This is a genomic window from Streptomyces sp. DT2A-34, assembly GCF_030499515.1.
Lineage (GTDB): Bacteria > Actinomycetota > Actinomycetes > Streptomycetales > Streptomycetaceae > Streptomyces.
In genome coordinates, this window is the sequence record NZ_JASTWJ010000001.1 from 8,865,419 (window position 1) to 8,888,414 (window position 22,996).

Here is a 22,996-nt window from a genome sequence, read left to right on the forward strand (position 1 = left end):
GAGCGATCACCGTCCCCAGCCTCCGAGGTCACCGCCAACGCCGCCGGACCCTCCTCAAGGGCATGCACAAAACCGCTGACGCCACGGTGCGGAGCTCACCGCCATCGCGCAGCCACACCGCTGACCGGCGCCGATCCCACGCATGCCCTCATCCCTTCAGTCCGGCACAGCTGGTCCCACGCGTCACTACAGAGGAGTATTGCCATGAGTGATCCCATGATCGGTCGCAGAGCGCTCCTGCGCGGAGCAGGCGGCCTGGCCGCCCTCGCGGCCTTGCCCTCCCTCGCCGCCTGTGGCACCGGCTCCAGCCGTGCCGCGTCCACCGGCAGCGGCGGGGCCAAGTCGCTGACCGTACGCAACGGCGGTGGCGCCTTCGGCGAGGCCCTCCAGAAGGCGATCTACACGCCGTTCACCAAAGAGACTGGTATCGCAGTCAAGGTCACCAACATCCAGGGCACCCAGATGCTGGCCCAGATCAAGCAGGGCCGGCCTCAGTTCGACCTCATCGACAACTCGATGATGGACCATGCCAAGTTCGCGGTCCAGGACGCCTTGGAGAAGCTGGAGTTCGACCGGATCAAGAGCTTCAAGGCCGCTAAGCTGCCCGCCAGCATGGTCAGCGAGCACTCCGTCGGCAAGGGCTTCTACGCCACCACCCTGGCGTACCGCACCGACGCCTTCGGCGGCCGGAAGCCGGAGTCCTGGGCCGACTTCTGGGATGCCAAGGCGTTCAAGGGCAGCCGCTCGATGTGCAATCCGGACGCCGACCTCCCCGAACTGGAGTTCGCGCTGCTGGCCGACGGCGTGGAGTTGGACAAGCTGTACCCCCTCGACGTGGACCGCGCCTTCAAGGTGATGGACCGGATCCGGGCCGACGTGAAGAAGTACTGGGACAGCGGCCCCCTCCCCGGTGTGCTCCTCAGCCGCCAGGAGGTCACGATATCCACCGTCTGGCACGGCCGGCTCAACGAACTGATCCAGCAGGGCGCCCCGCTCGCATACCAGCTCAACGGCGCCCGCCGCCAGGTCCAGGGATACGCCATCCCCAAGGGCGCGGCCAACGTGGACGCCTCCTACCAGCTCATCGGCTATTCGCTGCGCTCTGACGTCCAGGCCAACCTGGCCAAGGTCTACCCGACGAACCCGGCCGTCCAGTCGGCTTACGACAAGCTCACCGAGAAGGAGAGTGCCGGTCTCGCCGGGGCACCGGAGTACTACGACAAGGGCTTCGACGTGGACGTCAACTGGTGGCTGAGGAACGAAGCGGCCATCACCCAGCGCTGGCTGGAGTGGGCTCGTGGCTGATTTCGGTGTGGTCACACCGCCCGTCAAGGTGGCTGGCGTCAAGCCGGCCACCACGACCGGCGAAGCACTGTCGGTGGTGGCCCTGCGCAAGACGTACGGGGACGTCGTCGCCGTCGACGAGGCGTCCATGGAGATCGCGGCCGGGGAGTTCGTCACCTTCCTCGGCGCCTCCGGGTCAGGCAAGACCACGACCCTGATGATGATCGCCGGTTTCTGCGAACCCGACTCCGGCACCATCACCGTCGGGGACCGTGACGTCACGCGGCTCGCCCCGCAGAAACGCAACCTCGGTTTCGTCTTCCAGCAGTACCTGCTCTTCCCGCACATGACCGTCAGCGAGAACGTCGCCTTCCCGCTCCAACTGCGCGGAGTGCCGAAGAACGAAATCCGCAGGCGGGTCGGGGAGACACTGGAGATCGCCGGCCTGTCCCGCTGCGCCGGCCGTCGCCCCCGCGAGCTGTCCGGCGGGCAGCAACAGCGCGTCGCGTTGTGCCGGGCGCTGGTCTACCGCCCGCCGGTCATCCTCATGGACGAGCCGCTCGGCGCGCTGGACAAGAAGCTCCGCGACCAGCTGCAGGTCGAGATCAAGACGATTCAGCAGGAACTCGGCCTGACCGTCATCTACGTGACGCACGACCAGGAGGAGGCGCTGGTCATGTCCGACCGCATCGCGGTGATGCGCGACGGCAGGATCGAGCAGTTCGACACTCCCCGCGAGCTGTTCGAGCGGCCGAGGACCCCCTTCGTCGCGGACTTCCTCGGCGCGGCCAACTTCCTCGCCGGCCGCGTGGTGGACACCACAGACGAGCACACCGTGGTTCGTCTCGACCGGTCCGGTGGCCTGCTGACCGCCCGGCGCCACGAGCTGGCCTCCGGTACCCCGGTCAGGGTCGCCGTGCAGCCGGGTCGGCTGCGCGCCGGCGCGCCGGACGACGGCTTTTGTGCCGGCACCGTGGAGACCGCCACGTATGTGGGCACTCTGGTCCGGGCCGGGGTGCGCCTCGACGGCGATGACGCCGCGCTGCTGCGGCTGGAGGTACAGGCCGGACGCGGACCCGTCGCAGGTGAGCGGGTCGGGATAACCGCCGATCCGGACGACGTCAACCTCTTTTCCACCGAACAGGGCGGGTGAGCCATGGCCGCCACCCTCACCAGCACCGGCCCCGCCCGTCCGCGCAAGCTGCTGGCCTCCCGCAGGATCAGGGCCGGGATCCTCTACGCGCTGCCGGTCATCGTCTACCTGCTGGTGCTGTTCGTCTACCCGATCTTCAGCACGCTGTTCCTCAGCCTGAAGAACGCCGACGGATCGCTGACGCTGCACTGGTACGCCGACGCGCTGACCGGCGTCAACCTCTCCGTCCTGTTCACCACGCTGCGCATCTCGGCGGAGACGGCGCTGTTCAGTCTCGTCTTCGGGTTCGTCCTGGCGAACGCGATCTCCCGGCTCAAGCCCCTGCTGGCCGGACTGGCCATGCTGATCGTCGTGGTGCCGCACTTCATCAGTGCCCTGGTGCGCACCTACGGCTGGATCATCCTCCTCGGGGACAAGGGCCTGGTGAACCAGGGCATGGCCGACCGGTGGTTCCCGGGTGCGCCGTACCAGCTGCTCTACAACGAGATCGGCGTGGTCATCGGCACCACCTCGGTGATGCTGCCGTACACCGTGTTGCTGCTGTACGGCGTGATGCGTGGTGTGGACCGCAGGCTGCTGGCCGCAGCGGCCAGCATGGGCGCGGGACGTGTGACGATCTTCCGCCGGGTCTATCTGCCGCTGGTCGCCCCGGGACTGGCCAGTGCCGGACTGCTCAGTTTCATTCTCTCGCTGGGCTACTACATCACCCCGGCCCTGATGGGCGGTCCCAACCAGACGATGATCGCCTCCCTGATCAACCAGCAGGTGATGAAGCAGAACCAGTGGAACGGGGCGGCCGCCGAGGGCGTGATCCTACTCCTGCTGACCTTCGCCGGGCTGCTGCTGGTCAAGCTCGTGAGCTCGATGGGCGCCAGCGCCAAGAAGAGGAGCGCGTCATGATGGAACTGCGCAGCACCCTCGCCGGACGGATCGTTCTGACGGCGGTGGCCACCGTGATCCTTTTGTTCCTGGCGCTGCCGATCGTCGTCATCGTCGTCACCTCCTTCGGCAGCAACGCCTTCGGCTCGTTTCCACCGGAGGTGTGGACGCTCAACTGGTACCGGGTGCTGTTCGCCGACGGCAGCAAGTGGCCGGCCGCACTGTCACTGAGCGTCCTTGTCGCCGCCCTCAGCACCGCGTTCTCACTGATCATCGGCGTGACCGCGGCGACCGCGCTGACCCGCAGCGAACTCCCGCTGCGCTCCGCCGTGTACGCCCTGGTGCTCGGGCCGCTACTCATCCCGCAGATCGTCACCGCCCTGGGCCTGTTCCTGCTCTTCGAGCCCGCCTCGATGCTGGGCAGCCCGCTCGCGATCGCCCTGGGCCACACGGTCCTGGCATCGCCGATCGCGGTGCTGATCCTGGTGGCGACCCTGCGCGGCATCGACGAACGGCTGGAGGACGCCGCGGCGAGCATGGGCGCCGGCCGCCTGACGATCGCCCGGCGGATCACCTTCCCTCTCGCCGCCCCGGGAATGATCGCGGCAGCCATCTTCTCCTTCATCACCAGCTTCGACGAGTTCTACATCTCCCAGTTTCTGTCCTCCGTCGACACCGTCACCCTGCCGGTGCAGATCTACAACTCCCTGACCTTCGACATCGATCCCAGCGTGACCGCGATCAGCGCCATCCTCATCGCCTTCGCGATCCTCGCCCTCGCCCTGGTGGCCCTGGTGCGCTGGTTCGGTTCCGGACGGCAGAATTCCCTGCTGTCCGTCGAGACCGCGACCGGGATCGCCACCCCCGGAGGTGAGACCGTATGAGCACCACCGCTCAGCGGCACCTGCCCTGAGCCTGATCCTGAACGTACTGGGGACGGACCTCGTCCTCGAGGTCGGGCACGAGCCAGCCGTCACACTTGAGCCCGCGGCGACACCAACCGTGCACAGAACGTGGCCCTGCACCACGGCATGCCACCAACGCCACCGTCTCCCTCCGAGAGCGCAAGACCGCCCTGGGCTGGCAACTCCACACCGGTCCGCGCCCAGGGGCGGGAACACCCAAGCGGTGTTCCCGTCGCCGACACCCTGACTCCCGACCTGACCCCAAGACCTCCCGTTCCATCTCTCGTTTCCGCAACCACATCTCGAACGGGAGATCTCCCATGGAACGGCACCACCCTGGTTCCTGGGCTTCGTGGGTGCCTCTTCGGCCTGGCACCCCAGCGGAAAGCAATCCGCCCCCCGTCCGGCGTGGCTCGTGCCCGGCCGATGGTCTTCCTCATCCCGCTGTGCGCCCCACGCCCGGCCACATCATGCGCATGGTTCCGCGCGCCACTCCGGCAACGCGTCATGACCAGCGGCGGCGTAAGCCAGGACTGCCACGGCGAACCGCGTCACCACCTGAACTTCGATTCCAAGGAGAAAACAGCACATGACCGCCACCGTTATCCGTGATGTTCCCAAGCAGCTCTTCATCGCCGGTAGTTGGCAGGACGCGGAGTCCGACCGCACTCTGTCCGTCGACAACCCGGCAACCGGAGAGGAACTGTGCCAGGTCGCCGACGCCTCTCCCGCCGACGGCAGACGAGCCGCCGAGGCCGCGGTCGCCGCACAGCCGAGCTGGGCCGCCACGCCACCCCGTGTACGCAGCGAGATCCTGCGCCGCGCCTACGACATCATCGTCTCGCGCACCGAAGAACTCGCCCTGCTCATGACCCTGGAAATGGGCAAGCCTCTGGCCGAAGCGCGTGGCGAAGTCGCCTACGCCGCCGAGTTCTTCCGCTGGTTCTCCGAAGAGGCCGTGCGCATCGACGGCGGGATGACGACCGCCCCGGACGGCAAGAACCGCATTATGGTCACCCGCCAGCCCGTCGGCCCCTGCCTGCTGATCACTCCCTGGAACTTCCCCCTCGCCATGGGCACCCGCAAGATCGGCCCGGCCGTCGCCGCCGGCTGCACCATGGTCCTCAAACCCGCCCCGCAGACCCCGCTGTCCACCCTCGCACTCGCCGCCATCCTCACCGAAGCCGGACTCCCCGACGGCGTCCTCAACATCGTCACCACCACAGAGGCCGCAGGTGTCGTCGAACCACTGGTGCGCGGCGGACAGATCCGCAAACTCTCCTTCACCGGCTCCACCCCGGTCGGCCGGATCCTCCTCGCCCAGAGCGCCGACACCGTCGTACGCACCTCCCTCGAACTCGGCGGCAACGCCCCCGTCATCGTCTTCGACGACGCCGCCCTTGACGTGGCCGTCGAAGGCACGCTGCTCGCGAAGATGCGCAACATGGGCGAGTCCTGCTGCGCCGCCAACCGCATCTTCGTCCACACCTCGATCGCCGACGAGTTCGCCTCCCGCCTCGCCACGCGCATGGCCGCACTCACCGTCGGCCCCGGCACCGAACCCGGCATCGACGTCGGCCCGCTCATCGACACGGCAGGCCGGGACAAGGTCCACAACCTCGTCCTCGACGCGGTCGAGCAAGGCGCCAAGGTACTCACCGGCGGCGAACTGCCGGACGGCCCCGGCTACTTCTACCCGCCCACCGTGCTGACCAATGTGTCCACCGATTCCGCCATCATGCACACGGAGGTCTTCGGCCCGGTGGCCGCCATCCTCACCTTCGATGACGAGGACGAAGTCGTCGCCGCCGCCAACGACACCGAATTCGGCCTGGCCAGCTACCTGTTCACCCAGGGCCTCGACCGCGGCCTGCGTGTCAGCGAGCGACTCGAGAGCGGCATGATCGGCCTCAACACCGGTCTCGTCTCCAACCCCGCAGCCCCCTTCGGCGGCATCAAGCAGTCCGGCCTCGGCCGTGAGGGCGGCCGCGTCGGCATCGACGAATTCCTGGAGTACAAGTATGTCGCCGTCCCCGTCCGCGATGGGCGTGACTGAGCGTCACATCACCCTGCGCCGTGGCACCGTGCCGCCCATCAGCGAACGGATCGAGTGTCATGGCTGATGCCCGCGAACGTTCGGTGCCGCCGCCCGTCGCGCTTGCGTCCGCAGGGCCCCCTCGGGGTCCTGCGAGGGGTCGGCTGACCGGGGCCGGCCTTGTCGTCTGCGACATGTTCGCCCAGCAGTTCGGGGCGGCCCTGGCAGCGTTGCTCTTTCCGCGGGCGGGCGACGAAGCGGCCCTGTCCAGGATGGATCTCCGCAGCACTTTCCGATTCGGCCGCCCTGCTGGACAGGAGGCCTGAGACGCACTGACACAAGGTTTGCTCTGGCGAGGGGCGTGTGCCGCCGAGGCCCAGCCGGCCATGCTTGCCCCGCCGCCGCCCGCTGCGGACAACTTCTGGACGGCGAGGTCGTCCAGTCATGACCCCAGGGTTCCCACCCGCATCACCGATGCCTGCGGCCGCGCGAGCCGGAGCAGATCGTGCGTCCTCTGCCCGGCCTCGACGAGGACACGGCCGTCGTGCCGGCGGTGCACCGCCCCCCGATCTGAGGGACCGCTGACGGGGCGGCGGCCGCGACCCCGGGTTCGAGGGAGGCGCCTTCCGCGTGGTAGCAGCCCGCCAGCCGCTCAACGCTTGCAGCTCAACACTCGGGTGTCTCACCCGCCCCATGCCTGCTCGACGTCACAACAGGTGGGAGGGTATTCCTCCCCTGTTCGGCGCCGGAATTTCTCCATGGGTGAACCGTCCGACACTGCTCTCATGACGCCATGAACGACACGGTGCGCAGACCCGTGAGGAGCCATCCATGTCTCAGACCACCGCCGTCGCGCCGCTTGCCCCATGACGCCGGGCGCGGCGATCAGTGTCTTCAACTACCTCTGGGCGGTGGAGGCCGCCCGGACCGAGAGCGCTGCCGGTAGACCTGCGACGGACCGGCCGAAGCACTGATGCCTGGCGTTCTACGCAGGCCGGCCCGACGCTGGATGTTCGAGATTGTGCGCCACGAACGTTCGCGGCGAGCGCGGGCCATGTCGCGCCGGCACGAACCGAGTTCGAGGTGGTCACCTCGTCGGCCAAGTCTGTGGGGCTCAGCACACCGCGATGACGTCCCGGCTGTACCGTGCCCGCGTCGCCTTGGGCGCAGACCTGGCACGTCCGTGCACGACGGCCACCCGGGCATCTGCCCCCGATGAAGAACAGCGCTGCCGCGCCCCGAGGCCATGGGACGCGGCAGCGCTTCTTGGGTGAGTCGTCAGGCGAGGGTCACCTCGACCGGCAGCTTCTTGATGCCGTTGACGAAGTTGGAGCGCACCCGGGGGACGTCGCCGGCCAGCTTGATGTCGGCGATCCTCGGGATCAGCTCCTCGAACATGATGCGGATCTCGGTGCGAGCGAGGAGGTTGCCCAGGCAGAGGTGGGGGCTGCCCTTGCCGAAGGTGACGTGGTCGTTGTTGGTGCGGGCGATGTCCAAGTTGTAGGGGTTGTCGAAGACGTCCTCGTCGCGGTTGCCGGAGGCGAACCACATGACGACCTTGTCGCCCTCCTTGACCTGCTTGCCGCCCAGTTCGACGTCGCGGGTGGCGGTGCGGCGGAAGTGGTAGACGGGGGAGGCCCAGCGCAGGAACTCCTCGACCGCGGTGGGGATCAGGGAGGGGTCGTCCTTGAGCCTGGCCAGCTGCTCGGGGTGCTGGAGGAGGGCCAGCATCGAGTGGGAGATGGTGTGGCGGGTGGTCTCGTTGCCGGCCACGACCAGGAGCAGGAAGTAGTTGTCGAAGTCCTGCGCGGACAGCGGGATTCCGTCGCGCGGGGTGGTGTTGACCAGCTTCGAGACCAGGTCCGTGCCGTCGCCGCCGCGTCGCTGCCGGGCCAGCTCCCGTCCGTACTCGAAGACTTCGAGGGAGGCGGGGGAGCGGAAGGGCAGGTCGCGGTACTGCTCGCTCTCCGCGCTGTTCAGCAGGACGTCCGCGTAGTCGGGGTCGGTGTTGCCGATGATGCGGTTGCCCCAGTCGATGAGCCGCTGGTTGTCCTCCGGCGGCACGTCGAGCAGCCGGGCCAGGACGTTGATGGGGAAGTCGGCGGAGACGTCGGCGACGAAGTCGAAGGTGCCCTTGGCGAGGGCCGCGTCCAGGGTTTTCGCGGTCAGTCCGCGCAGGAAGTCGGCGTAGCTGTTGATGACGCTCGCGCCGAACTGTCGCTGGATCACGCTGCGCAGTGCGCGGTGGCGGACGCCGTCCAGCTCCAGAATGGAGGCGCGTTTCTTGATCTGATCGTCGTCGACCTCTTCCAGGTTGACGAACCTGGTGGAGGTGAAGGTCTCCGCGTCGCGGTCGACGCGGGCGATGTCCGCGTGCCGGGTCACTGCCCAGAAGCCGGAGTTGGGGGCCTCCTCCGGTTGCCAGTGGACCGGGTCCTGGTGGCGCAGGGTGTGGAACATCCGCCATGGGGTGACGCCGTCGGCGAAGTTGTCGAGGTCGGCGAGGTCCACCTGGTCGAGCGGCATGGGCTCGTCGAGGGCGGCGCGCAGCTCGGCGCGGGTAGTGGGGACGGCGCGGGCAGTGGGGCTGGTCATGGTGGTGGACCTCCTGGGCGAGGGCGACGAGGGCTGGGGGCCTTTCGGCGGGCTTACAGGTGGTAGGCGTACTCGGTGAACTCCCAGTCCGTGACGTGCCGTTGGAAGCGTTCGACCTCGTTCCGTTTGTAGGTGAGGAAGGAGGTGGTGAAGTCCTTGCCGAGGACGTCGGTCAGGGCGGTGTCCGCCTCCAGCGCGTCGAGCGCGGTCGGCAGGCTCGCGGGCAGCAGGGCGGACTTGGCGGTGTCGTAGCCGTAGCCCTCCAGCGGGGCGGGCGGTTCCTCGCCTTCCTGGATGCCGAGCAGGGCGGCGGCGATCGTGCCCGCGATCAGCAAGTAGGGGTTGGCGCTGGCGTCGCCGAGACGGAGTTCGAGGCGGGCGCCGCTGCCGCGCTCGGGCGGGATGCGGACCATGGCACTGCGGTTGTCGAGCCCCCAGTCGATCAGCCACGGCGCGAGGGTGTCCGGCCCGAAGCGCTTGTACGAGTTGACTGTCGGGTTGGCCAGCGCGGCGAGCGCGGGTGCGTGGGCGAGGATGCCCCCGAGGGCGTGCCGTGCGGTGGCCGAGAGGCCGTACGCACCGGCGGGGTCGTCGAAGGCGTTGCGGCCTTCGGCGTCGTTGCACGACAGGTGGAGGTGGAACCCGGAGCCGCCCGCGTCGCCGAAGGGCTTGGCCATGAAGGTGGCCATGTTGCCTTCCTTGCGGGCCAGCTCCTTGACGGCGGCCTTGAAGCGGAACGCGCGGTCGGCGGCGTCCAGGGCCTCCGAGTGGGTGAGGTTGATCTCGTACTGGCCGCCGTCGAACTCGTGGTTGCCGGTGACGACGCCGAGCCCCAGGTCGCGCAGCTGCCGCAGGGTGCGCAGCAGGTGGTTGTCGGGGTCGGCGCGCAGGCCCGCGGTGTAGACCGCGCCGGTGGCTTCCGGTGAGCGGCGCCAGCCGGCGGGCGTGCCGGGGGCGGGTTCCAGGAGGAAGTACTCCAGCTCGGGGCCGACGACGGGGCGCAGCCCCTGCTCGGAACATCGGGCCAGGACGGTACGCAGCAGGTCGCGAGGTGACTCGGGGGCTGGGCCCCCGGTCGCCGGGTCGGTGACCTCGCCGAGACAGGTGGCGACGCCGGGCTCCCAGGGCAAGGGGGCCGCCGTGGACAGGTCGGGGCGTACGCACACGTCCGGCAGACCGGCGTCCAGACCGCCCGCGACCGGGACCACGTCCCCTTGGGGCGAGGTGTGGTACACGGCGCGGCAGAAGGCCAGGCCGTGCTCGGATGCCGAGGGCAGGTGGTCCAGCAGGACGTCCCGGGCGCGGTCGGTGCCGATGAGGTCGGGGTAGATCACCCGGACCACGTCGACGCCCTCGGCGGCGAGCCGCTCCATGTGCCGGCGGATGTCTGGGGTGTCGGATGCGCTCACCGGTGTCTCCTTGGGCGGATGGGTGGGGACACCCCCTGTGCCTCGGGGCTCTGGGGATGGGTGGTGTGCAGAAAACGGAAGCCGGGGTGCGGGTGGAGGAGGGCAGACCCTCCCAGTGCCATTTGTTTGGCTCCAAACGGTATGGAGCGAAGTCGCCGTCCCGCAAGAGGCTGGTTCAAAGAATTTATCCACCTGGACAGGTATTGACCAGGAGGGAGTAGCTTCCTATGTTGTTTGAAGCCAAACGAGTGAGGGGTGCGGCTCTTTCGCACCTCTTTGGCCGAGGGGCCCGGCCACACCCGGGCCGGGCCCCTCTTCAGCCCCTCTCCCTGCCCCGACGCCCTCACCCTCAGGAGGACCGCCTTGAAGGTCGTCGTCGACATGAACAAGTGCCAGGACCACGGCCAGTGCGTCTTCGCGGCACCCGACGTCTTCTCCATGGATGGCGACGGACACCTGGTGTACGTCGCCGGTCCGGGTGAGGAGTTGCGCGACGAGGTCGAGGAGGCCGCGGACGTGTGTCCGCTGCAGGCCATCCGGATCGAGGGCTGAGTCCCCCATGGCCGCAACCATGACCGGGCGCGCAGTCGTCGTGGGCGCTTCGATGGGTGGCCTGCGCGCCGCCGAGCAGCTCCGCGCGGCGGGCTGGACCGGGGCGATCACGGTCGTCGGCGACGAGCCCCACATGCCCTACAACCGGCCTCCGCTGTCCAAGGAGGTGCTGGCAGGGAAGGCCTCCTTCGAGTCGCTGGCCTTTACGCCGAAGGCGGCCGCCGCCGACGTGGAGTGGCGGCTCGGCACGAAGGTCCTCGCGGCCCGCCTGGACGAACGGATCGTCGACCTCGACGACGGCGAGGCCATTCGGTACGACGGACTGGTCGTCGCCACCGGAATGCGCCCCCGGCGGCTGCGCTGCCCGGGCCCACTCGCCGGCCGTCACACCGTCCGCACCCTCGCCGACGCCCAGGGCCTGCGGGACGAACTGACCCGGCCGGACGCCCGAGTGGTCGTCGTCGGTGCTGGATTCATCGGCTGCGAGGTCGCCGCCACCGCCATCGGACTCGGCGTCCGCGAGGTGACCGTCGTCGATCCGCTGCCGCTGCCCATGGTGGGACCGCTCGGCGAACTGCTCGGACGCGCGCTGCTCAGGCGACACGAAGAGCGCGGGGTGCGTTTCGCGCTCGGCGCGGGAGTCGCCGGGTTCGAGGGCGAGGACCGGGTGACCGGGGTCGTCCTGGGCGACGGGACGGTCTTGCCGGCCGATGTGGTCGTGGAGTCGGTGGGCTCGATCGCCAACGTCGAGTGGCTGCAGGACAACGGGCTCGACCTGTCCGACGGTGTGCTCACGGATGAGCGGCTGCGGATAGGCGGACGCCCGGAGGTCGTCGCCGTCGGCGACGTCGCACGTTTCCCCAACGCCCGCTACGACGGCGTACCCCGCCGCGTCGAGCACTGGTCCATCCCGACGGACACCGCCAAGCATGCCGCGAAGGTGCTTGTGACCCATCTCGTCGGCGCAGATGGCGAGATGGCTCCCTTCGCGCCACTGCCCACCTTCTGGAGCGACCAGCACGAGTTCCGGCTGCAGTCCTTCGGGGCCCCGGTCCTCGGCAAGGACGACGTCCGTGTCCTGGACGGTGATCCGGAGGGCGACGTGTTGGTCGGCTACCACACCGGCGGTCAGTTGGTCGGCGTCGTCGCGCTCGGCGGCCAGGCCGCCGCGACGGGCGCCGCCCGATACCGCGCCCAGTTGCTCAAGTCGCCCGCCCTCACCGCGTAAGCAAGCCTAAGGAATCCTCGCCATGCCCCCTGTCCGTGGTTACTTCCATCCCAAGACGGCGACCGGCACCTCGTCGCTGATTCCGTCCCCGCCGTGGCGTTACTCCGGCGACCTGCTCACCGTCGAATACCGCACCGACCCCGCCCGTGTACGCGAACTGCTGCCCGATCCGCTGGAGTTGGCCGACGAGGACCCTGGTGCGGTCGCGTTGATCTGGGCCGACTGGCAGTCCTGCTCCACTTCCGGGGACGAACTGCTGGATCCGGTGCTCTCCCAGTACAAGGAGGCCTTCGCGGTCGTCCGCTGCAAGTACAAGGGGCAGACCTACACCCGGTGCGTGTACATCTGGGTCGACAAGGACTTCGCCATCGCCCGCGGCCTGCACCAGGGTTACCCGAAGAAGCTCGGCTCGATTCACCAGACGCGGCCTCATCCGTATGGTCCCGCTCCGCGGATCGAGGCGGGGGCGCGCTTCGGGGCAACCCTCGCCGCAGCGGACCGGCGGTTGGCCCAGGCCGTGGTGACCCTGCGAGAGCCGTCCGAGACGAACGGCTTCGTCAACAGCCACCCCATGGCCCACCACCGGTGGCTGCCGTCGATCGAGAAGGGCAAGGGCCTGGCACTCGACGAGCTGATCGAGTCCGGTGCGTCCTCCTTCGAGGGCGGGCAACCGTGGGTCGGTGACGCCGAGCTGGAGTTCTTCGAGGCGCCCACCGAGGAACTGGCCCGACTGGAGATCCGTGAGCCCATCGCCGCCTACTACCGCCAGGTCGGCGTCGTCTGGGACGGCGGCCGACTGCTGGAGTCCGGCACGTCCGGAGTCGGGTAACCCCCTTACGCACCAGAGGACTTGGAGACCGGACATGACCGAACACACCCTCACGGTGGCCGGGGTCGCCGTCGACACCCGGCACTGGATCGGCGGCCGGCGCGTCGCCTCCACCGAGACGTTCACCGATGTCTCGCCGATCGACGGCAGCACGATCGGTGAGATCTCCCGGGGTACGGCGCTGGAGGCCGCGGCAGCCGTGGCCGCAGCGAAGGCGGCCTTCCCCGCCTGGGCCGCCACCCCGCGCGCCGAACGCGCTCGCATCCTGCACGCCATCGCCGACGGCGTGGAGAAGCGGATCGAAGAACTGTCGATCGTCGAGACCACCGACAACGGCGCGCTGCTGCGCTCCCACCGTCGGGGCGTGATACCCCGTGTCGTCCACAACTTCCGTTTCTTCGCCGACTGGCTGCTGAAGCTGGAGCACGAGGACTTCGAGACACGCGGTCACACGAATCACGTGAGCTGGGACCCGGCGGGCCCGTCCGTGCTGATCACTCCGTGGAACGCGCCCCTGATGCTGGCCACCTGGAAGGTCGCCCCCGCCCTGGCGGCCGGCAATACGGTCATCCTCAAGCCCGCCGAGTGGTCCCCGCTGACCGCCTCCCTGCTCGCCGACATCGCGGCCGAGGCCGGGCTTCCCGCCGGGGTCCTCAACGTTGTCCAGGGCTACGGCTCGGAGATCGGCGACGCCCTCACCTCGCACCCGGACGTACGGCGGATCAGTTTCACCGGATCGGTGCCGACGGCCAAGCGCATCGCCGAGTCCGCCGCCAACAACCTCACCCCGCTCAGCCTCGAACTCGGCGGCAAGTCACCTCTGTTGGTCTTCGCCGACGCCGACCTTGATCTCGCCGTGGACCTCGCTGTTGAGCAGTACGACAACGCCGGCCAGGTCTGCCTCGCAGCGACCCGCTTCCTCGTCGAGGAGTCGGTCGCCGAGGAGTTCACGCGCCGGTTCGTCGAGAAGGCGAGCGCGCTGAAACAGGGTGATCCGCGCGACGCGGCCACCGACATCGGGCCCAATATCCACCCCCGCCAGCTGGAGAAGATCGACGGCTTCGTGCAGCGGGCGCTCGCGGCCGGAGCCCGTGCGGTCATCGGCGGCCACCGCAAGGACGGCCAGTACTACGCGCCGACCCTGCTCACCGATGTCGACCAGGATTCGGAGATCGTGCAGGAGGAGGTCTTCGGTCCGGTCCTGACCCTGCAGACATTCAGCACCGAAGAGGAAGCCGTCCGCCTCGCCAACGACACCCGCTTCGGCCTGGCCGCGACCCTCGCCACCGGCGACCCCGAGCGCGCCGAGCGCGTCACCGCGCAGCTCGTCGCGGGCACGGTCTGGGTCAACTGCTTCTTCGTACGCGACCTCCAGGCACCCTTCGGCGGCTCCCGCCACTCCGGTGTGGGCCGTGAGGGCGGTACCTGGAGCTTCGACTTCTACTGCGACGTCAAGAACACGGTCACCGCACCGAACGGATGGAAGAACCATGGGTGAGATCGTCGGGGCGGGTCTCCTAGCCCATGTCCCCACCATCGTGCTCCCGGAGGCCGACCGGCTGGAACTCAACGAGGGCAAGGAGATCACCCTCGTCACCGGGCTCCGGCAACTCCGCAAGGACGTCTTCGAACGCGACGACTACGACACCGTGGTCGTCCTCGACTCGCACTGGGCGACGACGGTTGAGTTCGTCGTCACCGCCCAGCAGCGCCGCGCCGGCCTGTTCACCTCCGAGGAGCTGCCGCGCGGTATGTGCCGGATGCCGTACGACTTTCCCGGCGACCCCGAACTCGCCCGCAACATAGAGAAGTTCGCCGACCAGCACGGCACCTGGATCACCGCGATCGACGACGACTACCTGCCGATCTACTACGCCACCATCAACCTCTGGAAGTTCCTGGGGGAGGGGTTGCCCGACAAGCGGTGGGTGACCATCGGGGTCTGCCAGACCGGCGACATGGAGGACCACCTGCGCCTCGGCCGGGCCCTGGCGGACGGCATCGCCGCAACCCCCGGACGCCGCGTGCTGGTCATCGCCTCCGGTGCCCTCTCCCACACCTTCTGGCCGCTGCGCGAACTGCGCGACCACGAGGCCAGTGACCCGGTGCACATCTTCACGCCGGAGGCGCGCGAGGCGGACTACGAGCGCATCGCCTGGTTCAAGGAGGGCCGCCACGACCGGGTCCTCGACACCATGCCGGAGTTCTGGAAGTACAAGCCCGAGGCGAAGTTCTTCCACTACCTGATGATGGCCGGCGCCCTGGGCGAGCAGGCGTGCATCGCCAAGGCCCGTCAGTACGGGGAGTACGAGAACTCGATCGGCACCGGTCAGGTGCATCTGTGGTTCGACCGTCCGGCCGACGGCTGGACCGGCACCGGCCTGCCCGCAGCCCCGGCCCCGCGCACCCCTCACAGCCGCATCTAGCCGTATCCAGGAGCCCTGTCATGCCCGAGTACCGCCGCATCCTCCTTGACGGCGCCGCCGTCCAGGTCACCGTCGAGGGTGACGAACTCGTCGCCGGAGACGGCCGCCGCGTGAAGACCGAGGAGGCGGACCACCTGCCCCCGGTCGTGCCCTCCAAGGTGATCGCGGTGCACCTCAACCACCGCAGTCGCGTGGACGAGTTCCAGATCCGGCTCACCCCGACGCCCACCTACTTCCACAAGCCGACCTCCTCCCTCAACTCCCACAAGGGCGCCATCGTCCGCCCCGAGGGCTGCAAGTGGCTCAACTACGAGGGCGAGGTCGCCATCGTCATCGGGAAGACCGCACGGAACATCTCGCAGGCCGAGGCGGGGGAGTACATCGCGGGCTACACCGTCGCCAACGACTACGGCCTGCACGACTTCCGCGACACCGACGCCGGTTCGATGCTCCGCGTCAAGGGCTCCGACACGCTGTGCCCGCTCGGCCCCGGCCTGGTCACCGACTGGGACTTCCACGGCAAGTACCTGCGGACGTACGTCAACGGCGAGGTGGTACAGGACGGTTCGACGGACGAGATGGAGTGGGACATGCACTACCTCGTCGCCGACATCGCCCGCACGATCACCCTCTACCCGGGCGATGTGCTGCTCTCCGGCACGCCCGCCAACTCCCGGCCCGTCCGGCCCGGCGACGTCGTCGAGGTCGAGGTCGAGGGCCTCGGACGGTTGACGAACCACATCGTCACCGGGCCGACCCCGATCCGTACCGATGTCGGCGCCCAGCCCACGGAGTCCGAGGAGGTTCTGTCCACCGCGCTCGGCGGCGACTGGGAGTTCCGTGGTATCCGCCCGCCCAAGCGCTGATGCCGTTCACGAGACGGCGCCGCACCGGGCCTGACGGAGAAGGCCGCCCGGTGCGGCGCTGCCCGCGACTCGCCTCCGGCCGGTCTGCCAACCCGCTCCGGCGTACGCCAGGGCACGGAAGCGGCCGGGTAGGGTCGCGCCTATGACCGAATCCGCCGAGGCTCCTGACGGCCGCAAGCCGCGCCGGCGTATGAACTACGGGTCGGGCCGGGAGGCCCTGCTCAACGCCGCCGTACGGGTCGTGGCGCAGGGCGGACTGCGCAAGCTCACGTACCGGGCGGTCGCGCAGGAGGCGGGGACCACACACGGTCTTGTCGTCCACCACTTCGGCTCCCGTGACGCGCTGATCGAGGAGGCACTCGCGCACGCGATCCGCACCTCGCTGAACACCAGCGCTCTGGAACCCGGCACCGGCAAGGTCGCGGACTTCTCGGCGGGAGTGTCCGACATGGTCACCGCCGATCCGGACATACAGGCCTTCCAGTACGAGCTGCTGCTGGAGTCCAGGCGTCGCCCCGAACTGCTGCCGCACCTGCGCGCGCTGTACGACGAGTACTTCGACGCCAGCGGGCGCGAGCTGACCCGCATGCTGCCCGGCGGTGCCGGCCGCCCGCTGACCCGGCTCGTCTTCGCCGCCCTGGACGGTCTCGTGCTGCACCAGCTGGTTTTCGGTGAGCCCGAGACCACCGACGCCGCCATCGAGGAGCTCCGCGCCCTGCTCCGACTGCTGGCCGATGCAGGGCGCGGCGCCCCGGAAAGCGGCGCCTGACCCGCTGACCTGCGCATTCCGAGGCCCTGGACGTCCGCAGTCCTGGGCCTCGGCCATTTCGCGCCGGTTACGGCCCCGTAAGGAAGAGGGAGGCGTCTGGGAATCTCCGCGCAACCCCTTGTCAAACGGATAGTTCCACCCCACTATGAGGCAACTCGTTTGACCTGAAACGATTTCCTCTTCCTCCCTGGCAGGTGATCCGAGTGGACAGTCAGACGGCGGTCGTGAACGAGACCGCGCCCGACGCCTCCACCGCAGGCAAGCTCAAGCCCAACTCGCTCGGCGTTCTGGGCATCCTCTTCTTCGTCCTCTCCGCGCAGGCGCCGCTCACCGGGATCGCGGGCGCTGTGCCCATCGCCGTGGCCATCGGCAACGGCGCCGGTGCTCCCGCCGCCTATCTGGCGGCCGGTCTGATCATCCTGCTGTTCTCGGTCGGCTTCGTGGCCATGGGCCGGCACGTCGTGGACGCCGGCGCCTTCTACACGTACATCGGCAAGGGCCTCGGTAGGTACCTCGGGACGGGCAGCGCAGGGATCGCGCTGTTCGCCTACTGTGCGATCCAGGCCGCCATGTACGGCCTGTACGGCGCGACCGTGAGCGGTCTGCTGGAGCACTACACGGGTGCGGACGTGCCCTGGTGGGTGTGTGCCGTGGTCACCATGGCGATCGTCCAGGTGCTGGGCGCCTTGGGCATCGAGATGGGCGCGAAGGTGCTGGCGGTCTTCGTGCTGGCGGAGTTCAGCATCCTGGCGGCCTTCGCGCTGGTCACCCTCGTCAAGGGTGGTGGGCCCGAGGGGCTCGGTGTCACTCAGTCGTTCTCGCCGGGTGCGGCCCTGGACGGAGCGCCGGGTGTGGCGCTGATGTTCGCCGTGGCGTCGATGATCGGCTTCGAGGCCACCGCGATCTACGGCGAGGAGGCGCGCGAACCGCGCAAAACAGTCCCGCGGGCCACGTATCTGGCTGTTGCCCTCGTCACCGGCTTCTTCGCGTTCGCCTCCTGGATGCTGATCTCCTCGTACGGTGCCTCGAAGGCCACCGACGCCGCGGGCAAGGCTCTGGAGGGCGGAGACTCGACGGCCTTCGTCTTCGCGCCGATCGCCGACCTGTTCGGCACCTGGGTCAACGACGTCCTGCCCGTCCTGCTGGCCACCTCCCTGTTCGCCGGCATCCTCGCCTTCCACAACTCCGCCAACCGCTACCTGTTCTCGCTCAGCCGTGACGGACTGTTGCCCCGTCGGCTGTCGACGATCAACCGTCGCCACTCGCCCGCCGTGGCCGGATGGGTCCAGACGTCCATCGCGATTGTGCTGGTCGTCCCGTTCGCGCTGGCCGGCAAGGATCCGGTCCTCGCCCTGTTCTCCTGGGGCAGTGGAGTGGCCGTCCTGGGGATCATGCTGCTGTACCTGCTCACCTCGCTCTCCGTGGTCGCCTTCTTCCGCCGTGAGCGGCTGGACGCCCGGCCGTGGAACACGCTGATCGCCCCGGCCCTGGGCGCGCTCGGCATGGCGGGTGCGATCTGGCTGATCGTGGAGAACTTCACCACGCTCATCGGTGGTGAGCAGAGCACCGCCATCTGGCTGGAGCTGACTGTGCCGGCGGTTCTGGTCGCGGGAGTGGTGACGGAACGGCTGACCCGCGGCAGGGTGGCGGCCGACGGCTGACGCGGAAGGCGGGCGTGGCTGTCAGTCGACCGAGCCCGCCACTTGGTCCAGGCGTTCAGTCGGCCGCGCCCGCCACTTGGTCGAGGAACGCGTCGACCAAGTGGCGGGCGTTCGCCCGGGCCGTCGGCTCGAACTCCCGGCTCCTGGCGAGCAGTTCGCCGGGATCCGCACCATGTCGCACACATTGCTCCGCGCCGCCGAGGTCGAGCCAGCCACGCACTATCCCCGTGGTGACCTCCGGGTGGAACTGCACCCCCAGGCTGCGGCCGACCCGGAACGCCTGCACGCTCACGGCGTTGCGGGCCACCTCCACGGCTCCGGGCGGCGGGACACAGCGGTCGTAGTGCCACTGGAACCAGGGGCCGGTCCCCACCAGGGAGGGATCGTCCGTGTCGACCTCGACCCAGCCGATCTCGGGGCGCGGCGACACCTCGACCGAACCCCCGAGCGCCGTGGTCAGTGCCTGGGCGCCGAAGCAGACGCCGAGGACCGGGATGCCGAGGTGGTGGGCCTTGCGCAGTAGTGCCAGCTCACCGCCGATCCAGCTGCCGACGGCTGTCTCGTCGTACACCGACCACGGGGCGCCGAGTGACACGACCAGGTCCCAGCCGTCGGCGTCGGGGAAGTCGAAGGTCACGTCCGGAGCCTGGTGGCGGTGCTCAGGTACGACGGTCAGGACGGTGAGGTCGTATCCGCGTTCCATGAGCCTGGCCCCGACCAGCCCGGGTTCCGTCACATGGTCGTGCTGAATGACGAGTGCGCGCACGGTGTTGCTCCCTTCCCTGGAGTCCGCGGACCTGCCGGATCAATTCAATGAGCGCTTGCGAGAGCTCCACGCACAGCATATCGTTTGGGATCAAATAATTATCCTGGAGGTCCCCGCATGCTGGACGTCACCCACGAGGAGTGGCAGCGCCGCGCTGAGTCCCTGGACCTGTCCGGCGCCCATCACATCGACGGCGCCGACGAGGGCGGCGGAGGGGCGGCCTTCGCCGCCGTCTCGCCCCGTGACGGCCAGGTGCTGACCCGGGTCGCCGACGGGGGCGCCGCCGAGGTGGACGCGGCCGTCGCCGCCGCCCGTCGTGCCTTCGACACCGGCCCGTGGCCGCGCCTGGCGCCGGCCGAGCGGGGCCGGGCGCTGTTGCGGATGGCCGATGTGCTCCAGGAGCGACGCGAGGAACTGGCGCTCACCGTCAGCCTGGAGATGGGCAAGCCCATCACCGACGCGTACGGGATCGAACTGCGTGCCCTCGTCAACACCTTCCGCTGGTACGGGCAGTTGGCGGACAAGCTGACCGACGAGTCCCCGCACACCGCTCCTGACGCCCTCGCCCTGGTCACCCGGGAGCCGGCCGGGGTGGTCGGAGCGGTCGTGCCCTGGAACTTCCCGCTGACGTTGGCCGGTTGGAAGGTCGCTCCGGCGCTGGCCGCAGGCTGCACGGTCGTACTGAAGCCGTCGGAGAACTCGCCCCTGTCCGCGCTGCTCCTTGCGCGGATCGCGACGGAGGCCGGACTCCCGGCGGGCGTGCTCAACGTGGTCAACGGCAACGGGCCGGTGGCGGGGCGGGCGTTGGGCCTCCATCCCGATGTCGACGTCCTCGCCTTCACCGGTTCCACCGCCGTCGGCCGTCACTTCCTGCACTACGCGGCCGACTCCAACCTCAAGCGCGTCTGGCTTGAGCTGGGCGGCAAGTCGCCCAACATCATCCTCCCGGACGCCCCCGACCTGGAGAAGGCCGCCGCCACCGCCGCCTGGGGCATCTTCTTCAACCAGGGCGAGATGTGCACCGCACCTTCCCGGCTGCTGGTGCACTCCTCCATCGCCGAACGCGTCACCGAGGCGATCGTCCGGCGCGCCTGCGAGCTGCGCATCGGCGACCCGCTCGACCCCGCCACCGAGATGGGCGCCCTGGTCGGCGAGGACCACCTGGGGCGCGTACAGGACCACATCGGTACGGGCCTGGCCGAGGGCGCCCGCCTGCTCACGGGCGGCTCGCGCACCCTCGCCGACACCGGGGGCAGCTTCCTGGAGCCGACCGTGTTCGACCACGTCGACCCCGGTATGCGGCTGGCCCGGGAGGAGATCTTCGGGCCCGTCCTGTCCGTCCTCGCCTTCGACGACCTGGAGGAGGCGGTACGGCTCGCCAACGCCACCGAGTACGGCCTCGCCGCCGGGCTGTGGACCTCCGACCTGTCCACCGCCCACCAGGTCTCGCGCGCCCTGAGGGCCGGGACGGTCTGGGTCAACTGCTACGAGGAGGGCGACCTGACCGTCCCCTTCGGCGGCATGAAGCAGTCGGGCAACGGACGTGACAAGTCCGCCCACGCCCTGGAAAAGTACACCGAGCTCAAGACCACCTGGATCCAGCTGTGACCCGCACGCCTGTGCGCCCCTTGATCGCCATCCCCGCCCGCTTCTCCGCGACGACTTCCGCGCTGCGGTACGCCGCCGAGGTCAACGCCCGTGCCCTCATCGAGGCCGTCTGGCGGGCCGGCGGCGAACCAGCGAGCATCCACCCCGCATCCGGAGATGTCGCGTCCCGCCTCGCCCGCTTCGACGGCATCCTGCTCCCCGGCGGCGGAGACCTTGCCCCGCACCGCTACGGCGCGGAAGGTGTTCATGCCAGTGTCTACGACGTCGACGAGCTCCAGGACGCATTCGACCTCGAAGTGGCGCACCAGGCACTCGACTTGGGCCTGCCTCTGCTGGCGATCTGCCGCGGCCTCCAGGTCGTGAACGTCGCCCTCGGCGGCACCCTCGAACAGGACATGGGCGGCCCTCAGCGCGAACACCGGCACGTCGTGCACCCGGTGGTGATCCGTCGCGGCACTCTGCTGGAGCAGGCCACCGGCGCGGAGAAGGCGGAGGCATCCTGCTACCACCACCAACGGGTGGACCGCCCCGGTGTCGGATTCACGGTCAGCGCGCGTGCCGCCGACGGAACCGTGGAGGGGCTCGAACTCCCCGGCGTCCGCGGATGGTTCACCGCCGTCCAGTGGCACCCCGAGGACACCGCCCACGAAGACCCCGCCCAGCAGGGCCTCTTCGACGCTTTCGTACGAGCTGCCCGCGACAGACACTGACCCCGCCATCGCAGCCGAGGAGCTGACGACGCTGGCGCACGGCGCGGACCAGACCGTCGCCGTGATCGCCGCGTCCAAGGCGCTGTTCGGCGAGGGTGAGCTGACCGGTCTCGACGAGGGGACGCTTGCCTCGGCACTCGCCGAGCTGCCGCACATCAAGGTCGGTGAGCCGGCCCCGGTCGTGGACCTGTTCGCCGAGGTCGGACTGGTGGCCAGCAAGTCGGCCGCGCGGCGCACGGTGAAGGAGGGCGGCGCGTACGTGAACAACGCGAAGGTCGTCGCCGATGATGCCGTCCCCGCCAAGGAGGACCTGCTGCACGGGCGCTGGCTGGTGCTGCGCCGCGGCAAGAAGAACCTGGCAGCGGTCGAGGTCACCGGCTCCTGAACGGCGTCGGGGACTGGAAACGGAGCGTCAGCCACCGGGCCGGTCCCCGGCCCTGCTCATCCAAGAACGCGGCCTCGTCGTCGAGATCTCAGACGGCAGCCGCACCACCTGGAACCTGCGGCGGGGAACGTCGGCCGATGTGTCGATGACCCCGCCCGAGTTGCCGGAATTCCTCGCGGCCTCTCCGTGATGGGCCCTCAGCCCTTCGCGCGCCGCCCGCTGCGGCGCTGTGTCGGCTCGGCACCGTCGAGGAGGGTCAGGCGACGCTCCTCACCATGCTCCTCGACCTGCCGCACGACCTGTCGCAGACCTTCCGCGACCGCCCGGCACTCCTCGTCACTGAGCCGTGAGGCGACGAACGCCTCCTCCTGGTTGAACTCCGGGAACAGCCGCTGCATCAGCGCCTCGCCCTCCTTGGTCAGGCTCAGCAGCACCAGCCTGCCGTCGGAAGGATGACCGGTCCTCTTGACCAGCCCCCGCCCTTCCAGCGTCCGCGACACCCCGGTGAGCGTCCCCTTGGAGATCCCCGCCTCCTCCGCGATATGCCGGGTCTCCGACTCGCCCCAGACCCACACCACCCACAGCACAACGAACGCCGTCCAGGTCAGATCGGCGCCGCGCAGCACCGAGTTCTCCAAGTGCTGACGGACGGCCGACGCGGCGCGGTAGATGTTGGCGACCACGGCCATCTGCTTGCGATGGATCGGCGTCCCCCCGAGCTTCGCCGCTGCCAGCTTCTCCGCTTCGGTGATGGACCGGTGGCCGGGCACAGGCATGCTCCTTCGATCGTTCGGAGCCAAATTGTACGAGAGCGAGAGAAGGCGGGGGATTCAGGGACCGGGGATTTATCTCTTGTGACGGGCGCTGGTGAGGCCGGATTCGAGGTGAGTCGTGGGTTGTCGGCCCGGGAATGGACCTCTGCGCGCCGAGGTCGCG

General features: G+C 69.2%; 19 protein-coding genes and 1 pseudogene. 16 read left to right on the plus strand and 4 right to left on the minus strand.

All coding sequences use genetic code 11. The annotated features are described in order from the left end of the window. Window positions 1–204 precede the first annotated feature (204 nt). From QQM39_RS39430 to QQM39_RS39450, 5 genes are all read left to right on the plus strand, one after another. The gene (locus QQM39_RS39430; protein ID WP_302002399.1) at window positions 205–1,305 is read left to right on the plus strand and encodes an ABC transporter substrate-binding protein; all 1,101 of its coding nucleotides are present in this window, start codon (window positions 205–207) and stop codon (window positions 1,303–1,305) included. After that, complete coding sequence (locus QQM39_RS39435) at window positions 1,298–2,437, plus strand: ABC transporter ATP-binding protein (protein WP_302002400.1); 1,140 nt, start codon at window positions 1,298–1,300, stop codon at window positions 2,435–2,437. The genes QQM39_RS39430 and QQM39_RS39435 overlap by 8 nt, the downstream gene beginning before the upstream one ends. 3 nt (window positions 2,438–2,440) lie before the next feature. Then, window positions 2,441–3,337 carry an ABC transporter permease gene (locus tag QQM39_RS39440; RefSeq protein ID WP_302002401.1) on the plus strand — a complete coding sequence of 299 codons (897 nt, stop codon included), beginning with the start codon at window positions 2,441–2,443 and terminating at the stop codon, window positions 3,335–3,337. Further along, complete coding sequence (locus tag QQM39_RS39445) at window positions 3,334–4,200, plus strand: ABC transporter permease (RefSeq protein WP_302002402.1); 867 nt, start codon at window positions 3,334–3,336, stop codon at window positions 4,198–4,200. The genes QQM39_RS39440 and QQM39_RS39445 overlap by 4 nt, the downstream gene beginning before the upstream one ends. A 610-nt stretch (window positions 4,201–4,810) precedes the next feature. Beyond that, entirely contained in the window at window positions 4,811–6,277 is a 1,467-nt protein-coding gene (locus QQM39_RS39450) for an NAD-dependent succinate-semialdehyde dehydrogenase (protein ID WP_302002403.1), read from the plus strand. A 1,257-nt stretch (window positions 6,278–7,534) separates the two neighbouring features. Here QQM39_RS39450 and QQM39_RS39455 read toward each other — a convergent pair. Continuing rightward, window positions 7,535–8,782 (minus strand): cytochrome P450, encoded by a 1,248-nt coding sequence (locus QQM39_RS39455; RefSeq protein ID WP_302003885.1) that lies wholly within the window; start codon window positions 8,780–8,782, stop codon window positions 7,535–7,537. A 122-nt stretch (window positions 8,783–8,904) separates the two neighbouring features. Further along, entirely contained in the window at window positions 8,905–10,260 is a 1,356-nt protein-coding gene (locus QQM39_RS39460) for a glutamine synthetase family protein (RefSeq protein ID WP_302002404.1), read from the minus strand. Between the two features lie 363 nt (window positions 10,261–10,623). Here QQM39_RS39460 and QQM39_RS39465 point away from each other — a divergent pair, with 363 nt between their 5' ends. The 8 genes from QQM39_RS39465 to QQM39_RS39500 all read left to right on the plus strand — a co-directional run bounded on the left by QQM39_RS39465 (window position 10,624) and on the right by QQM39_RS39500 (window position 18,591). Next, entirely contained in the window at window positions 10,624–10,812 is a 189-nt protein-coding gene (locus QQM39_RS39465) for a ferredoxin (protein WP_302002405.1), read from the plus strand. 19 nt (window positions 10,813–10,831) lie between these two features. Further along, a complete protein-coding gene (locus QQM39_RS39470) occupies window positions 10,832–12,040 on the plus strand; it encodes an NAD(P)/FAD-dependent oxidoreductase (protein WP_302002406.1) in 1,209 nt (402 codons plus the stop codon). Window positions 12,041–12,062: 22 nt separating this feature from the next. Then, a complete protein-coding gene (locus tag QQM39_RS39475; protein WP_302002407.1) occupies window positions 12,063–12,869 on the plus strand; it encodes an acetoacetate decarboxylase family protein in 807 nt (268 codons plus the stop codon). 34 nt (window positions 12,870–12,903) lie between these two features. Next, window positions 12,904–14,367, plus strand: a complete 1,464-nt coding sequence (locus tag QQM39_RS39480; protein ID WP_302002408.1) for an aldehyde dehydrogenase — start codon at window positions 12,904–12,906, stop codon at window positions 14,365–14,367. Continuing rightward, window positions 14,360–15,295, plus strand: coding sequence for a 3,4-dihydroxyphenylacetate 2,3-dioxygenase (locus QQM39_RS39485; RefSeq protein ID WP_302002409.1), 936 nt, complete (start codon window positions 14,360–14,362; stop codon window positions 15,293–15,295). The genes QQM39_RS39480 and QQM39_RS39485 overlap by 8 nt, the downstream gene beginning before the upstream one ends. 20 nt (window positions 15,296–15,315) lie before the next feature. Next, window positions 15,316–16,161 (plus strand): fumarylacetoacetate hydrolase family protein, encoded by an 846-nt coding sequence (locus QQM39_RS39490; RefSeq protein WP_302002410.1) that lies wholly within the window; start codon window positions 15,316–15,318, stop codon window positions 16,159–16,161. Between the two features lie 142 nt (window positions 16,162–16,303). Beyond that, entirely contained in the window at window positions 16,304–16,930 is a 627-nt protein-coding gene (locus tag QQM39_RS39495; RefSeq protein ID WP_302002411.1) for a TetR/AcrR family transcriptional regulator, read from the plus strand. A 203-nt stretch (window positions 16,931–17,133) separates the two neighbouring features. Beyond that, window positions 17,134–18,591: an APC family permease gene (locus tag QQM39_RS39500; RefSeq protein WP_302002412.1), complete on the plus strand. Its 1,458-nt coding sequence runs from the start codon at window positions 17,134–17,136 to the stop codon at window positions 18,589–18,591. A 55-nt stretch (window positions 18,592–18,646) separates the two neighbouring features. Here the strand turns inward: QQM39_RS39500 and QQM39_RS39505 are convergent, their stop codons facing one another. After that, window positions 18,647–19,357, minus strand: coding sequence for a type 1 glutamine amidotransferase (locus QQM39_RS39505; protein ID WP_302002413.1), 711 nt, complete (start codon window positions 19,355–19,357; stop codon window positions 18,647–18,649). 117 nt (window positions 19,358–19,474) lie between these two features. On the opposite strand from QQM39_RS39505, the gene QQM39_RS39510 reads away from it, so the two are divergent. The 3 genes and pseudogenes from QQM39_RS39510 to QQM39_RS39520 all read left to right on the plus strand — a co-directional run. Next, entirely contained in the window at window positions 19,475–20,965 is a 1,491-nt protein-coding gene (locus tag QQM39_RS39510; protein WP_302002414.1) for an aldehyde dehydrogenase, read from the plus strand. After that, the gene (locus QQM39_RS39515) at window positions 20,962–21,675 is read left to right on the plus strand and encodes a gamma-glutamyl-gamma-aminobutyrate hydrolase family protein (RefSeq protein ID WP_302002415.1); all 714 of its coding nucleotides are present in this window, start codon (window positions 20,962–20,964) and stop codon (window positions 21,673–21,675) included. Before QQM39_RS39510 ends, QQM39_RS39515 begins: the two co-directional genes overlap by 4 nt. A gap of 13 nt (window positions 21,676–21,688) precedes the next feature. After that, window positions 21,689–22,060 (plus strand): annotated as a pseudogene (locus QQM39_RS39520) (tyrosine--tRNA ligase); the annotation flags it as partial. Window positions 22,061–22,257: 197 nt separating this feature from the next. Here QQM39_RS39520 and QQM39_RS39525 read toward each other — a convergent pair. After that, the gene (locus QQM39_RS39525) at window positions 22,258–22,830 is read right to left on the minus strand and encodes a MarR family winged helix-turn-helix transcriptional regulator (protein ID WP_302002416.1); all 573 of its coding nucleotides are present in this window, start codon (window positions 22,828–22,830) and stop codon (window positions 22,258–22,260) included. Window positions 22,831–22,996 lie beyond the last annotated feature (166 nt).